Below are 13,590 nucleotides of genomic sequence, written 5' to 3' on the forward strand. Positions count from 1 at the left end.
GTTTGCATCACAATTGAAAATTTGACCATTCCGCCAACGCGGGACAGTGTCGCGCCGCTTGAACGCTGGAGATCGCATGCACGCCCGCGCACCCCTTGTCACCCCGGTCCTGATCGCCGGGTGCATCATCATCATGATCGGCTTCTCGATCCGCGCCAGCTTCGGCGTGTTCCAGATCCCCATCGCGTCCGAATTCGGATGGATGCGCGCCGATTTCTCGCTTGCGATCGCGGTCCAGAACCTTGCCTGGGGCATCGGCCAGCCGCTGTTCGGCGCGGTCGCCGAACGCTTCGGCGACCGCCGCGCGATCGTGTTGGGCGCGCTGTGCTACGCGGCCGGGCTGGTCCTGTCTTCCTACGCGGTGACGCCGGGCCAGCACCAGATGCTTGAGATCCTGGTCGGCTTCGGCATCGCGGGCACCGGGTTTGGCGTGATCCTGGCCGTGGTGGGCCGCGCGGCCCATCCCGAAAACCGCTCGATCGCGCTTGGCATCGCCACGGCGGCTGGATCCGCGGGCCAGGTTTTCGGCGCGCCGGTGGCAGAGCTGCTTCTGGGGCACTTTCCCTGGCAGACGGTTTTCCTGATCTTTGCAGGTGCGGTTCTGGCCAGCCTGTTCGCATTGCCGATGATGCGCGCCCCGCAACCGGCAAGCCGGGCGGAGCTTGAGGAAAGCATGGGCGAGGTCCTTTCGAGGGCCTTCCGAGATCCGTCCTATTCGATGATCTTCCTCGGCTTCTTTTCCTGTGGCTATCAGTTAGCCTTCGTCACCGCGCATTTCCCCGCGATGGTGACCGAGATGTGCGGCGCGATCGCCCCGAACGGCGTGCTTGCCGGACTGGGCATCACCACGACCTCGGCGTTGGGGGCGATCGCCATATCGGTGATCGGGATGGCGAACATCGTGGGCACGATCACGGCTGGGTGGCTGGGCAAGCGTTACAGCAAGAAGAACCTTCTGGCCGGGATCTACCTTGCGCGCACCGTTGTCGCCGCGGGCTTCATCTCGCTTCCGATCACGCCGGCGACCGTGCTGATATTCTCGGTCCTCATGGGGGCGCTCTGGCTTGCGACTGTGCCGCTGACCTCGGGCCTGGTCGCGCATCTTTACGGGCTGCGCTACATGGGCACGCTTTACGGGATCGTGTTCCTGAGCCACCAGTTGGGCGGGTTCCTTGGCGTCTGGCTCGGCGGGCGCATGTACGACGTCTATGGCTCTTACACCGCGGTGTGGTGGATCGGGGTGGGCGTCGGGGCGTTTTCGGCGCTGGTCCACCTGCCGATCCGGGAAAGGTTACCGTCGGCCCAACCCGCCTGAGGCGCCGGGGCAACCTGCCCCGGCCACGGCCAGGCCGTCAGGCGCCCTTGCAGGCATCCAGAATGTAGCGCGCCGTCATCAGGTCCAGATGGGCGCCGCCGCCATTCTTGCAAAGCGTGATCTCGTCATCGGACCTGCGCTCGAAGGCGCCCGAGGCCAAGTCGTAGAAATCGCCAAGGATATCCGCTTCGGTCAGCGCACCGGACGCGATCGGGTCCATGATCTCGCCGATGTGGTGGATGGTCGTCGCGCGCGAATCGACGAAGACGCGGGCGCGGCGCATCACCTCGTCGTCGCATTCGCGCATGTCCTTGCGGTAGGCGCCGATCAGGTCGAGATGCGTGCCGGGCTTCAGCCATTCGCCCCGTATCAGCGGCGCGGTGGCCATTGTCGCGGTGGCGATCACGTCCGCCTTGCGCACGGCGGTTTCAAGGTCGGTCTCGGCCGTGGCGCCGGTTTCCTCGGCGAGGGCGCGTGCCGTTTCCGCCCAGCGGGTCCAGACATGGAACCGGGCGTTGGGGAACACCGCCGAATAGGCGTCGACCATGGACCGGGCGACGGTGCCGGCACCGACCAGCAGGAAACTTTCGGCATCCTTGCGCGCCAGGTGGCGCGCAGCAAGCAGGCTGTCCGCCGCCGTCTTCCACTTCGTCACCAGAGCGAAGTCGATATAGGCCTCGGGGATGCCCTTGACGTCCTCGAACAATGCCACCGCACCGTGAAGGTTCGGCACCCCGTATTGCCCGTTGCCCGGAAAGATCGTCGCCGCCTTCACCGCCAGCCCCATGCCGTCGATCCAGGCGGAGCGGGTCAAAAGCGTGTCGGGCCCGCGGCGCAGGAAGGTGTCACCCACCTCGGCGCGGGGCAGGCTGTGTCCGGCCTCCAGCGCCTTGGTCAACGCGACCCAGTCAAGCTTGGCCTCGGCTTCCGGGCCGATGATGTCGATCGTCATTGCGCAATGTCCTCCGGTTTCAGCAATCCCTCCGCCAGCAGCCGTGCAGCCCAGCCTTCGGGCCCGTCGAAACGGTGCACCTTCCAACCGCGGAGCGCGGCGGCGGCGATGTTGTCGTGCCGGTCGTCGGTGAACAGCAGCCGCTCCGGCGCGATGCCGCTGTCCTCCTCGACCATCTCATAGATCCGCGGTTCGGGTTTGATCACGCCCATGTGGCCCGAGACATAGGCTCGGTCGAATTCGGACAGGAAATCGTACCGCGTCTTGGCTTGGGCAAAGCTGCCGATCCCGAAGTTGGTCAGCGCAAAGACGGGCACGCCCCGCGCGCGAAGCCGTCGCAGCATCGTGACCGAATGGGGAATCTCCGGGGACGCCATTTCGATCCAGCTGTCGTGCCAGTGGCGGATCGGACCGCGCCAGCGGGGGTGCCGCTCGGCCCAGGCATAGACCGTGTCCCGGAAATCCGCGCCCCTGTCGATCTGGTCGTTCATGCCGTGCAGGTCGATCTCGGCGAACATCGCCTTCCGATCCTCGCGTGGCATGATCGTGTCGTAGAAGCGTTCCGGCTGCCATTCGATCAGCACGTTGCCGATGTCGAAAATCACCGCCTCGATCGTCATGGCGCCTCCCTGCTCGAGCGCGATCTGATCACAGGGGACGGCGGGATGAAACCCCGCTTAGCGGCGGTAGCGCGGAGTTTCGGGAATCTTTTGCCGGCGGGCCCGAGCCTCACGCCAGACCAGCGTCAGGCCTGAAACGATGATCAGCAGGATGCCCATAAGCGCTATGGCATCCGGCCAGTCGCCAAAGACGACGACTCCCCAGACGACGGCCAGCGGCATGGCGGCGTATTCGAACGGCGCGACGACCGCGGCCTCGGCCACGCGGTAGGCCTGGCTGATGAAGAACCCCCCGAAAGCCGAGGTGGCGCCCACGGTGGCAAGAACCAGCCAGTCCGATCCGGACGGCACGGACCACGCGCGCAGGAAGAAATCAAGCGAGGGATCCCCGGTCCCGGCGAAACGGCCGTCCCCTATCGCAAGCCCCGTCAGCGAGGAAACCAGGATGAAAGTCAGCTGGATGTAGAAAGACATCGAAAGCGCGCTTTCGGTCCGGCCGATGTAGCGGGTCAGCATGTGCAAGGTGGCATAGCCGAAGGCCGCGACCACCGGCAGGAGTGCCGCGGGCTGGAACACGGAAGTTCCCGGACGGAGCACGATCAGCACACCCACGAAGCCCATGGCCAGCGCGGCCCAACGTCTGGGTCCCACCCTTTCGCGCAGGAAGATGACGGAGAAGACCGTGATGATCAGTGGCGAGACAAAAAAGATCGCCACGCCGTCGGCCAGGGGAAGCGAGGCGAGCCCGAGAAAGAAGGTCATGTTCGCGAAGACAACGCAGGCGCCGCGCGCCAGGTGCATTCCCAGGCGCCGTGTCTTCAATGCCGTGAAGCCGCCGGAAAAGGGCAGCAGCACCGCGACCAGCACCGTGATGCCGATCAGCGACCGGACCAGGACCACCTCGTGCAGCGCGTAGCTGTCAGACAGGAACTTGATCGCCATGTCGTTGATGGAAAAGCAGAAGACCGCGCCAAGGGCGCTAAGCGCCCCAAGCAGTGACGGATTGTCTGAAAGAGGCGTCCGCATGGGTGGCATGAGACAGGGAACATCGCGCCGACGCAAGCGGCGCGTTCCCGAAATACGCCCGGTCCTAACGCGCCGCCGCGCGCAGGAGCCTGTCCAGGGCAGAGGCGAACCGCGCCCGGTCCTGTTTCGAAAACGCCCGCCCGCCGCCCTGGCGGAACGGATCGGCCGAGCGCAGGTCGGCCATGAGGTCGCGTGTGGCCAGGACCACGCCGATGTTGCCCTCGTGCAGCGCCTCGCCGGTGTGCTTCAGGACCCTGGCCCCGGCGGCCACGCATTTCGCCGCCAGGGGAATGTCCCCGGTGATGACCACATCGCCCCCACCGGCCCGCTCGGCGATCCATTTGTCCGCCTCGTCCGGCCCTTCGGTAACAAAGACAGTCTCGACCAGGGGGTTGGGGTAGGGGCGGATGCCGCCGTTGCAGACCATCTTCACCGGCACGCCCAGCCGTTCGGCGGCCCGGATGCATTCCTCCTTGACCGGGCAGGCGTCGGCGTCGACGTAGAGGGTCATGTCTTGCCCTTGCGCGACACCTTGTAGGCCTCCGGGATCGGCATGCGGTTGAATGCGTCAAGCCCGGCGATGCGATAGGCCTCGGCAAGCGTCGGGTAGTTGAAGGTGTTTTCGACGAAGTAGTCGACCGTACCCTTCAGGTTCAGCACCGCCTGCGCGATGTGGATCAATTCGGTCGCGCCCTCACCCACGATCTGCACGCCCAGAAGGCGGCGGGTCTTGAGGCTGACCAGCATCTTCAGCATGCCATGCTCGATCCCCATGATGTGCCCGCGCGAGGTTTCGCGGAACCGCGCGATGCCGACCTCGTACCGGATGCCGCGGGCCTGCACCTCTTCCTCGGACATGCCGCAGGTCGAGATTTCGGGAACCGAATAGATGCCGTAGGGGAACCAGGGGCTTTCCGGAAGCGTCGGGGTTTCAAGCGCATGGCAGGCCGCAACCCGCCCCTGCTGAAGCGAAGTCGAGGCCAGCGAGGGGTGGCCGATCACGTCGCCTGCCGCGTAGATGTGCGCCACCTTGGTCTGGTAGGTCTTGCGGTCGACCTCAAGCCGGCCGCGATGGTCAGTCTCAAGCCCGACGGCGGCAAGGTTCAGCGCGTCTGTCGCGCCCATCCTGCCCGCCGCGTAAAGCAGCATCTCGCTGCGCACGTGGCGGCCGTTTTTCAGGCTGACCTCTACGTGATTGCCTTCGTCCTCGATCTTTTCGATCGTGGAGCCGAGCCGAAGGTCAAGGCCGTTTTCGCGGATCTGGTGGGTGAATTCCTCGATCGTGTGGCGGTCGATGAAATCAAGGAAGCTTTCGCGCGGTTCGATCAGGGTCACATGGACGTCCAGGGCGGTGAACATCGTTGCGTATTCCACGCCGATGACGCCCGCGCCCACCACGCAAAGGCTGCGGGGCAGCTGGCCCAGTTCCAGGAATTCGTCGCTGTCCACGACGGTCTTGCCGTTGAAGGGCACGTCCTTGGGCCGGTAGGTGCGGGTCCCGGTCGCGATCAGGAATTTCCTGGCGGTTAGGCGCACGGTTTCGCCCGAATGGGTCGCAACCTCGACTTCGTTTTCCCCGGTGAAGCGCGCGCTGCCAAGCAGGGTTTCCACGTGGTTGCGGTTGAACTGGTGCTCAAGAATGTCGACCTCGTAGTCGAGCGTCTTGTGCAGGCGCGTCTTGAGGTCCTTGGAACTGATGTCTTCCTTGGCCCTGTAGGAACGGCCGTAGAACGACCTTTCCCGCCAACCCGAAAGGTTCAGCACTGTCTCGCGCAGCGTCTTTGACGGGATCGTTCCGGTGTGAACGGAAACGCCGCCAAGCCGGTCCTTGCGGTCGACGACCAGGACCTTGCGCTTGAGCTTGCCGGCCTGGATCGCCGCGGCCTTGCCCGCAGGCCCCGAGCCGATGATGATGAGGTCATACGCGCTCATGGTGGATCAGTCCTGGAACAGCGCTTCGGCGTGAAAGCCGATATGGTCGCGCATGAAGGTCGAGACGAAGAAGTAGCTGTGATCGTAACCAGCCTGCATGCGGAACTGGCCGTTCTGCCGCCGCTCCATCATCGCATGGGCCAGCGCTTCGGGCTTGAGAAGGTCCAGGAACTGGTCCTTGGATCCCTGGTCGATCAGGATCGGACCGTCGAAGCCCAGGCGCTGCATCAAAAGCGTCGAATCATGCTGGGCCCAGCGGCTTTCATCCGCGCCAAGGTAGGCGCCAAGCTGCTTGCGCCCCCAGTCCGACTGGGTGGGATTGGCGATCGGCGCGAAGGCGGAAGCCGACCGGAACCGGCCGGGCAGTCGCATCGCCATGGTCAAGGCACCGTGGCCGCCCATGGAGTGGCCGGTGATGCCCTGCCGGTCCTCGGCGACGGCGAAGTTCGCGGTGATGATCGCCGGCAACTCTTCCGTCACGTAGTCCCACATGCGGAAATGCGGCGCCCAGGGTTCCTCGGTCGCGTTGACGTAGAAGCCCGCACCCTGGCCGAGGTCATAGGCTTCGTCGTTGGCCACGCCTTCGCCGCGCGGGCTGGTGTCGGGAAAGACTAGCGCGATGCCCGCCTCGGCCGCCCATTCCTGGGCCCCGGCCTTGACCATCGCGTTTTCGTGGGTGCAGGTCAGACCCGAGAGGTACCACAGAACCGGGACGGGACCATGGGCCGCTTCGCCCGGCAGGAACAGGCCAAAGGTCATGTCGCAGCCGCAAGCCTCGGACGCGTGCCTGTAGACGCCCTGGATGCCGCCAAAGCACTTGTTTTCCGATACGGTCTGCATGGGTCTTCCTTTCATCAAGCTCCGGTGATCCAGCCGACCACCAAGGATACGGTCACGATGCTGAACATCGTGGAAATCAGGATCGAGGCCGACACGCGCTGCGGCGCGACCCCGTAGTTGCGGGCCAGGATGTAGACGTTTCCGGCCACGGGCAACGCGGCTGCCGCGATCATCACGCCCGCCGCGAAAGGCTCTACGTCAAAAACCAACAGCGCGGCAACGGCAACGGCTGTCGGATGCAATACCAGCTTGGAGAACGACAGCCACAGCGCAACCGACAGCCGTTCGGCCGTTTTCGACGCCAGCGATGCGCCTATGGCGAAAAGCGCGCAGGGGGTCGCTGCCGCGCCAAGAATGGCCGTGAACTCTTCGACCGGGGCGGGCAGGGCAAGCCCCGCGGCCGAAAGGGTCAGCCCCGCGGCCATCGACACGATCATCGGGTTCTTGATCAGCCCCACGAACAGAACCTTCAAGATGCGCGGCGACAGATGCCCCTCGCGGGCGCCGGTGATGATCAGCGTGATGAGGCTTGAGAAGACGATCAGGTCGATGGCCAGCACCATCAGGATCGGACCGGCGGCCGCGGGTCCAAGCAGGACCGTCAGCAGCGGCACGCCCAGAAATCCGGTGTTCCCGATGACCGCGCACTGGGCCTCGACCGCGGCCTCGGTCGCGGGGACCTTGCGCAGCCGTGCGACGATCGTGGCTGTCAGGTACACGACGAAGCAGCCCGCCAGGTAGGCGGCCGCGAACCTTGCGTCGAAGATCTCGGCCAGCGACAGGTTGGCCGCGAAGCGGAACAGCATCGCCGACAGCGCGAAGTAGAACACGAAGCGCGTGAGGTATTCGGTGGCCGCATCGGGAAAGAAGCGCACGCGTCCCGCACCCCAGCCAAGACCGATCAGCGCGAAGAACGGCAAGGTTTTGAGAAAGATCTCGAGCATCTAAATCCATTGCAAGGCCGACGGGCCCCAAGTCCTGTCCGCGCTGTCAGGGCTGACTAGCACGCCGGCGCGACGCGGGGCCAGCATTCATCCCCGGTGAAGCGTCAGAATTTCGGAAAGCGGCTTCTTGATCTTGGCTGCCGCCGGCACCGTCGCATCGTCATAGGGGTGTCCCACGGCCAGGATCATCACCGGCTTTTCGCTGTCTGGCCGCGCACAAAGCGCGTTGAGGAACTTCATGGGATTGGGCGTATGCGTCAGCGTCGAAAGCCCGGCATGGTGCAGCGCCGCGATCAGAAGGCCCGTAGCGATGCCCACGCTTTCAGGGACGTAGTAGTTCTTGTACCGGTGCCCGTCCTTCGTCATGCCGTAACGCTGCGCGAAAATGACGATCAGCCAGGGCGCGATGTCCAGATGCGGTTTCGACGCGCCCGTCCCGATCGGCTCAAGCGCGCTCAGCCATTCGTCGCCCGCGCCGCCCTCGTAGAACGCGCGCTCCTCCTCTTCGGCGGCGGCACGTATCTGCGACTTCATGCCTGGATCGGAGATCGCCACGAAATGCCATGGCTGGTGGTTCGCGCCGGACGGTGCGGTTCCCGCGGCCTCGACGCAGGCCGCGATGATATCGGAAGGAACCGGGTCGGGGCGGAAATCGCGCACGCTGTGGCGCTTCTTCATGTAGTCGCGAAACCGCTCGGCCTGATCCAGCGCCGCATCATCGGACAGGCTGACGCGGTCGGGAAGGGGCAGGGGCTGATAGCTGACCTTGTCGCGGAAATACATCTGTCTCCCCTTGGCAAACCGGAAGGTTGGGCCCGTCTAGCCGCCCCCGATCAGAACGCCAGCGGCAAAGACCAGCGCGCCGCCCAGCACGACCTGGAAGGTCGCGCGCAGGAAGGGGGTTTCCATGAAGCGGTTCTGGATCCAGACGATCGCCCACAGCTCGACGAACACGATGGCGATGGCAAGGGTGGTTGCGGTCCAGAAATCAGGGATCAGGTAGGGCATGGCATGGCCAAGCCCCCCGAGCGTGGTCATGACGCCAGAAGCGATACCGCGCTTGACCGGAGAGCCGCGCCCGGAAATAACGCCATCGTCATGCGCGGCTTCGGTGAAGCCCATCGAGATCCCGGCGCCGACCGAGGCCGCAAGCCCGACCAGGAACGTCGTCCAGGGATCATGCGTCGCAAAGGCCGTCGCGAAGATCGGCGCAAGTGTCGACACGGAACCGTCCATCAGCCCCGCCAGCCCCGGCTGGACCCAGGTCAGGATGAATTGCCGGTGGGCGGCGCGGTCTTCCTCGCCCCGTGCCTCATCATCCAGATGCTTGTCGGCCAGTGCTCCGGCCTTCGCCTCGTGCTTGGCCTCGGCCGCCGCCAGATCGCCCAGAAGCTTGCGCGTGTCGGCGTCTTCGGTCCGCTGCGCCGCGCGGGTGTAGAACGCGGCGGCGTCGCGCTCCATCGCCTCGGCCTCGGCGCGGATGCGGTCCAGCGTCAGGTTTTCCACAAGCCAGACCGGCTTGCGCGCATAGAAGCCCGCGACATGTTCACGCCGGATCAGGGGAATGATTTCGCCAAACCGCGCGCGGTGCCGTTCGATCAGCCAGTGACGGTGGGTGTCCTCTTCCTTGGCCATCGCGTCGAAGATCGCGGCCGAGGCGGGATAATCCTGCCTCAGGCGTTCGGCGTAACTGCGATAGATCCGCGCGTCGTCTTCCTCGGACGAGATGGCCAGGGCCAGGATTTCCTGTTCGCTCAGGTCCGAAAAGCGGCGGCGATTGGCTAGACCGGGGATCATGTCCGTCTCCGACTGGGAACGGGGCAAGACTAGGCGCGCCCGGTGGGGTGGGCAAGGGCCGCCAGGCGGTCCGTGCCGCGTCGCGTCGCCGGCACGCCGCGACAAAACGACCCGCGCGGCTTGCCCCTGGGGAAGGCGAGCGGTTATCATCGGCCAGCCGAAGAGATCGGCGCAAGGGAAGATGAGTTGGCAGTCACAGCGATCGCAATCCGCAAGGGGCGCAAGTTCGATCAGGTTCTGGAAGGCGCGCGTGTCGTATTCCTGCGTGATGGATACGAAGGCGCAAGCGTCGATGACATCGCGCGGGAATCGGGGGTTTCGAAGGCCACGCTCTACAACTACTTCCCCGACAAGCGTATCCTGTTCGTCGAGGTCGCGACGCGCGAATGCCGCCGCCAGGCTGACGAGGCCGAGGCCGTGGTCGACCTGTCCGACCCGCCAGAGATCGTTTTGCCAGAGGCCGCGCGGCGCATCATCGCCTTTTCGCTTTCGGATTTCGGCCGCAACGTGTTTCGCATCAGCGTGGCGGAATCAGAGCGGTTTCCTGAACTGGGACGTGAATTCTATGAAAACGGTCCGGCGCTTTTGCGTGAACGGCTTGGGTCATATCTGACGGGCGCGGTCGAACGCGGAGAGCTGCGCATCGACGACATCGATCTTGCCGCCGACCAGTTCGCGGAACTGTGCAAGGCGGATATCTTTCCCTGCGTCTGCCTTGGCGTGAAACGCGACTTCGATCAGTCCGCGCAGGACCGGATCGCCCGTGGCGCGGTCGAGATGTTCCTGGCGCGATATGGGACCCGGCGCGTATAGGTCGCGGCTTTCGAGTCAGGCCGTCAGCCGTCCGTCCGCAAGGCCGGCGATCCGGGTTTCCACGATCACGCCCTCGGGCTGATCGCACGAAAAGGTGACTTCGGTGAACTGCTCGGTCCGCCCGATGCGCGGAGATTCTGTCAGGACGCGATGCGTTTGACCGATCTGGCTGGCCAGGTGCCGGTTCAGCGCATCCTCTCCGGCGGCCCGAAGCCGGGCGGCGCGATCGCGGATCGCCGGGCCCCTGACCTGAGGCATACGCGCCGCGGGTGTGCCGTTTCGCGGGCTGAACGGGAACACGTGCAGGAATGTAAGGCCGCAGTCCCCCACCAGCTTCAGCGTGTTGTCGAACATCGCCTCGGTCTCGGTCGGGAAGCCGGCGATCAGGTCGGCGCCGAACACGATATCCGGTCGCAGACGCCGCGCCTCTTCGCAGAAACGGATAGCGTCGTCGCGCAGGTGGCGGCGCTTCATCCGCTTGAGGATCAGGTCGTCCCCATGCTGAAGCGACAGGTGCAGATGCGGCATCAGCCGCGGCTCGGACGCGATGGCCAGCATCAGGTTGTCGTCCGCCTCGATCGAGTCGATCGAGGAGATGCGCAGGCGCTGAAGGTCGGGAACCAGGCGCAGGATCCGCATCACCAGGTCGCCCAACCGCGGCTCGCCCGGAAGGTCCGCCCCCCAGGAGGTCAGGTCGACACCGGTCAGCACGACCTCGTGGAAGCCCTTGCCGACAAGCCGCTTGATCTGCTCGACGACGACGCCCGCCGGGACCGAGCGCGAATTGCCCCTTCCGTAGGGGATGATGCAGAAGGTGCAGCGGTGGTCGCAGCCGTTCTGCACCTGCACATAGGCGCGGTGGCGGCCAAAGCCGTCGATCAGGTGGCCCGCGGTTTCGGTGACGCTCATGATGTCGTCGACCATCACGCGCTCGGTTTCGCCGATCAGGTCGGGGGCGCGCAGTCCGGCCCAGGTCTCGGGCTGCATCTTTTCGTGGTTGCCGATGACGCGCGTCACCTCCGGCATCGCCGCAAAGGTCTCGGGCTCGGTCTGCGCCGCGCAGCCGGTGACGATGACCGGCGCGCCGGGGTTTTCCCGCGATAGCCTGCGGATCTCCTGCTTGGCCTTGCGCACGGCCTCGGCCGTGACGGCGCATGTGTTCACGACCACGGCGCCTTCGACCGCGTGCGCCGCGGCAAGCTCTTTCATCGCCTCGGTCTCATAGGCGTTGAGACGGCAGCCAAGGGTGGAAAACACGGGCGGGCGCATCGGCGGCTAGCCCTGTGCCGCGATGAAGGCGGGCGTCAGCCAGCCGTCGAAGACATGCGCGGTCGGTCCCGTCATCCAGACACCATCGTCGCGCCAGTCGATCTCAAGCGTCCCGCCGTCCAGGTCGAGCGTGACCTGCCGACCGGTCAGGCCGCGCAGGTTCGCCGCAACCGCGGTCGCACAGGCGCCCGAGCCGCAGGCCAGCGTTATGCCGGCGCCGCGCTCCCATACCCGCATCCGCAGGCGGTCAGGTCCGGTCAGGCTGGCGAATTCGACATTGGTTGCCTTGGGAAACAACGGATGATGTTCCATCGCCGCGCCGTCGTTGGGCAGATCCACCGCCTCGGCGTCGGGAACGAAGAAGACGCAATGCGGATTGCCCATGCCGACGGCCGCCGGATCGCCGACGATGGGCAGGTGCAGAAGGTCGACCTCTTGCGACAGGGGCACGGCCCGCCAGTCGAGAATCGGCGCCCCCATGTTCACGCTCACCAGCCCGTCGGGCCGGCGAAGAGCCGCAAGCCTGCCGCGTTCGGTGGTGAAGGTCACGCTGTCGCGGCCCAGCCCGGTCATGACATGATCCGCCACGCAACGGGAGGCATTGCCGCAGGCCCCTGCGCGGCTGCCGTCCGAGTTCCAGAAATCCAGTGCAAAATCTGCGTCTTCGCCGTCGCGGATCTCGGCCAGCTGGTCGAAGCCCACGCCGCGGTGGCGGTCGCCCAGGGCCGCTGCCAGCATAGGCGTGGTCACGGCCTGCCGCCCGCGTGAGTCGATGATCACGAAGTCATTTCCGGCGCCGTGCATCTTCATGAACGGCAGGGCGTTCTCAGGGCGGGTGTGTCTCATGCCCCGCGATATACGCCCAGCACAGGGAATTTGCCAGTGGACGGATTTTTCTGCGATTTTGCTCTTGACCACTTCGGACGGTCCCCATAGAGAGGCGCCCTGTGATGGGCCCGTAGCTCAGTTGGTAGAGCAACTGACTTTTAATCAGTGGGTCACAGGTTCGAATCCTGTCGGGCTCACCACCTTCAAAAGAAAACCATAGAAATCAACAGATTCCAGCCAGCTTGCAAGCTGGCTTCGGCGCGTTTGCAGAGTTCCGGTCCGGTTCTGTCCCGATGACGCGCCTTTTGCGGTCCGCTTCTTCGACATGGTGCGCGACCTCGGATAGGCTCCGATGACACGTCCAGGCGCCGATCTGAAAAGGGATTCGCGCCCGCTTCGGCCAGTGCAACAGCACGAGAGCTTCCCAGCCGATGCACAGCGCGGTCGAAGTCGGCTTCCTGAACAGCCTTTGCGATCAGAGCTGGTGCGCTGATTGCGACACCGATCAAGGTTGCTCCGGGGCCACCAGCGGCCCCGGAGGCTGGTGCATGCTCAGAGCTGGCGCACCAGCTGATCCATGGTCATCCCGACGCGCACGGTGTCGTCTTCCTTGGGAAGGCTGTGCAGCATGATGCGAACGACGGGGGTCCTGGATTTGATCGTTTCAAGCAACCTCACGCTTACGACCGGCCGCCCGTTCGGAGACATCGACGCCGTTTCGACGTAGCCGAGCGCCCGTCCATCAGAGGTGACGACCATCTTGCCGGGAAGAGAGGCAAGATAGGTTGCGAGGATTGCCGGCGGGATCGTGGCGCCCGGAGTGCCGGCAACGGGCGAAGTTGGGGTCGTGCCCGGCGTGCTGGGCGTTCCGGTTCCGGGTGTGGTCGAACTGCTCGACCCGACGCTTGCTTCGACGGAGGTTCCGCTTGCGCCAACGTTCACATCCGCATTGACGCCGCTGGATCCGCCGACGCTGGCGCTTGCATCAACGCCGCCTCCGCCAACATTCACCTCGGCCTTCGCACCGCCCAGGTCGAGGCCAATCGCCAGAGCAGATGTCGCAAGTGCGGTGTTGATTGCAAAGGCAAAGATGGCGCGCTTGATAACCTTTCTCATGGGGAATCTCCGTTTTGTGCTAACAAGAAAATGCCAATTCCATTGTCAATTAGGCGCCCCCAATGAGGCGTTTTTGTGGCGGGCTTCGTGAGCCAGCGCAAACAGCAGAGCAGCAAAGAGCTGGTTCAAAGGGGAAAT

The 13,590-nt window shown here is 65.0% G+C and carries 14 protein-coding genes and 1 tRNA gene; 3 read left to right on the forward strand and 12 right to left on the reverse strand.

The window, feature by feature from the left end; translation table 11 throughout:
• The first annotated feature begins 76 nt into the window (after positions 1 to 76).
• Positions 77 to 1,315, forward strand: coding sequence for an MFS transporter (locus OEW28_RS04225; RefSeq protein WP_263733458.1), 1,239 nt, complete (start codon positions 77 to 79; stop codon positions 1,313 to 1,315).
• 37 nt (positions 1,316 to 1,352) lie between these two features.
• Here the strand turns inward: OEW28_RS04225 and OEW28_RS04230 are convergent, their stop codons facing one another.
• The 9 genes from OEW28_RS04230 to mbfA all read right to left on the reverse strand — a co-directional run bounded on the left by OEW28_RS04230 (position 1,353) and on the right by mbfA (position 9,426).
• Entirely contained in the window at positions 1,353 to 2,267 is a 915-nt protein-coding gene (locus OEW28_RS04230) for an ornithine cyclodeaminase family protein (protein ID WP_263733459.1), read from the reverse strand.
• Complete coding sequence (locus OEW28_RS04235; RefSeq protein ID WP_263733460.1) at positions 2,264 to 2,887, reverse strand: HAD family hydrolase; 624 nt, start codon at positions 2,885 to 2,887, stop codon at positions 2,264 to 2,266. The genes OEW28_RS04230 and OEW28_RS04235 overlap by 4 nt, the downstream gene beginning before the upstream one ends.
• Before the next feature lie 57 nt (positions 2,888 to 2,944).
• Positions 2,945 to 3,913: a DMT family transporter gene (locus OEW28_RS04240; RefSeq protein WP_263733461.1), complete on the reverse strand. Its 969-nt coding sequence runs from the start codon at positions 3,911 to 3,913 to the stop codon at positions 2,945 to 2,947.
• Between the two features lie 64 nt (positions 3,914 to 3,977).
• A complete protein-coding gene (locus OEW28_RS04245) occupies positions 3,978 to 4,424 on the reverse strand; it encodes a YaiI/YqxD family protein (RefSeq protein WP_263733462.1) in 447 nt (148 codons plus the stop codon).
• Positions 4,421 to 5,845, reverse strand: a complete 1,425-nt coding sequence (gene sthA, locus OEW28_RS04250; protein ID WP_263733463.1) for a Si-specific NAD(P)(+) transhydrogenase — start codon at positions 5,843 to 5,845, stop codon at positions 4,421 to 4,423. Before sthA ends, OEW28_RS04245 begins: the two co-directional genes overlap by 4 nt.
• A 6-nt stretch (positions 5,846 to 5,851) precedes the next feature.
• Positions 5,852 to 6,685, reverse strand: a complete 834-nt coding sequence (gene fghA, locus OEW28_RS04255; RefSeq protein ID WP_263733464.1) for an S-formylglutathione hydrolase — start codon at positions 6,683 to 6,685, stop codon at positions 5,852 to 5,854.
• Between the two features lie 14 nt (positions 6,686 to 6,699).
• On the reverse strand, positions 6,700 to 7,629 hold the full coding sequence (locus tag OEW28_RS04260) for an AEC family transporter (RefSeq protein WP_263733465.1): 930 nt from the start codon (positions 7,627 to 7,629) through the stop codon (positions 6,700 to 6,702).
• 87 nt (positions 7,630 to 7,716) lie between these two features.
• Positions 7,717 to 8,412 (reverse strand): nitroreductase family protein, encoded by a 696-nt coding sequence (locus OEW28_RS04265; protein WP_263733466.1) that lies wholly within the window; start codon positions 8,410 to 8,412, stop codon positions 7,717 to 7,719.
• A gap of 36 nt (positions 8,413 to 8,448) precedes the next feature.
• Positions 8,449 to 9,426, reverse strand: a complete 978-nt coding sequence (gene mbfA / locus OEW28_RS04270) for an iron exporter MbfA (protein ID WP_263733467.1) — start codon at positions 9,424 to 9,426, stop codon at positions 8,449 to 8,451.
• Between the two features lie 186 nt (positions 9,427 to 9,612).
• On the opposite strand from mbfA, the gene OEW28_RS04275 reads away from it, so the two are divergent.
• The gene (locus tag OEW28_RS04275; protein ID WP_263733468.1) at positions 9,613 to 10,239 is read left to right on the forward strand and encodes a TetR/AcrR family transcriptional regulator; all 627 of its coding nucleotides are present in this window, start codon (positions 9,613 to 9,615) and stop codon (positions 10,237 to 10,239) included.
• A 15-nt stretch (positions 10,240 to 10,254) separates the two neighbouring features.
• On the opposite strand, the gene mtaB is transcribed toward OEW28_RS04275, so the two are convergent.
• Both mtaB and dapF read right to left on the reverse strand, forming a co-directional pair.
• A complete protein-coding gene (gene mtaB / locus OEW28_RS04280) occupies positions 10,255 to 11,508 on the reverse strand; it encodes a tRNA (N(6)-L-threonylcarbamoyladenosine(37)-C(2))-methylthiotransferase MtaB (RefSeq protein ID WP_263733469.1) in 1,254 nt (417 codons plus the stop codon).
• Positions 11,509 to 11,514: 6 nt separating this feature from the next.
• Complete coding sequence (gene dapF / locus OEW28_RS04285; RefSeq protein ID WP_263733470.1) at positions 11,515 to 12,354, reverse strand: diaminopimelate epimerase; 840 nt, start codon at positions 12,352 to 12,354, stop codon at positions 11,515 to 11,517.
• A 106-nt stretch (positions 12,355 to 12,460) separates the two neighbouring features.
• Between dapF and OEW28_RS04290 the strand changes: the two genes are divergently transcribed.
• Positions 12,461 to 12,536, forward strand: a tRNA-Lys gene (locus tag OEW28_RS04290).
• A 352-nt stretch (positions 12,537 to 12,888) separates the two neighbouring features.
• On the opposite strand, the gene OEW28_RS04295 is transcribed toward OEW28_RS04290, so the two are convergent.
• A complete protein-coding gene (locus OEW28_RS04295; RefSeq protein WP_263733471.1) occupies positions 12,889 to 13,452 on the reverse strand; it encodes a hypothetical protein in 564 nt (187 codons plus the stop codon).
• Positions 13,453 to 13,590 lie beyond the last annotated feature (138 nt).

Origin of the sequence: Albidovulum marisflavi (assembly GCF_025751435.1) — a bacterium.
GTDB classification, from domain to species: domain Bacteria; phylum Pseudomonadota; class Alphaproteobacteria; order Rhodobacterales; family Rhodobacteraceae; genus Albidovulum; species Albidovulum marisflavi.

Bases quoted from the DNA above. Each gene is read 5' to 3' on its own strand.
- OEW28_RS04225 (WP_263733458.1), top strand. From the start codon at position 77: ATGCACGCCCGCGCACCCCTTGTCACCCCGGTCCTGATCGCCGGGTGC.
- fghA (WP_263733464.1), bottom strand. From the start codon at position 6,685: ATGCAGACCGTATCGGAAAACAAGTGCTTTGGCGGCATCCAGGGCGTC.
- OEW28_RS04245 (WP_263733462.1), bottom strand. From the start codon at position 4,424: ATGACCCTCTACGTCGACGCCGACGCCTGCCCGGTCAAGGAGGAATGC.
- dapF (WP_263733470.1), bottom strand. From the start codon at position 12,354: ATGAGACACACCCGCCCTGAGAACGCCCTGCCGTTCATGAAGATGCAC.
- OEW28_RS04260 (WP_263733465.1), bottom strand. From the start codon at position 7,629: ATGCTCGAGATCTTTCTCAAAACCTTGCCGTTCTTCGCGCTGATCGGT.
- OEW28_RS04235 (WP_263733460.1), bottom strand. From the start codon at position 2,887: ATGACGATCGAGGCGGTGATTTTCGACATCGGCAACGTGCTGATCGAA.
- OEW28_RS04295 (WP_263733471.1), bottom strand. From the start codon at position 13,452: ATGAGAAAGGTTATCAAGCGCGCCATCTTTGCCTTTGCAATCAACACC.
- OEW28_RS04240 (WP_263733461.1), bottom strand. From the start codon at position 3,913: ATGCGGACGCCTCTTTCAGACAATCCGTCACTGCTTGGGGCGCTTAGC.
- mbfA (WP_263733467.1), bottom strand. From the start codon at position 9,426: ATGATCCCCGGTCTAGCCAATCGCCGCCGCTTTTCGGACCTGAGCGAA.
- mtaB (WP_263733469.1), bottom strand. From the start codon at position 11,508: ATGCGCCCGCCCGTGTTTTCCACCCTTGGCTGCCGTCTCAACGCCTAT.
- OEW28_RS04265 (WP_263733466.1), bottom strand. From the start codon at position 8,412: ATGTATTTCCGCGACAAGGTCAGCTATCAGCCCCTGCCCCTTCCCGAC.
- OEW28_RS04230 (WP_263733459.1), bottom strand. From the start codon at position 2,267: ATGACGATCGACATCATCGGCCCGGAAGCCGAGGCCAAGCTTGACTGG.
- sthA (WP_263733463.1), bottom strand. From the start codon at position 5,845: ATGAGCGCGTATGACCTCATCATCATCGGCTCGGGGCCTGCGGGCAAG.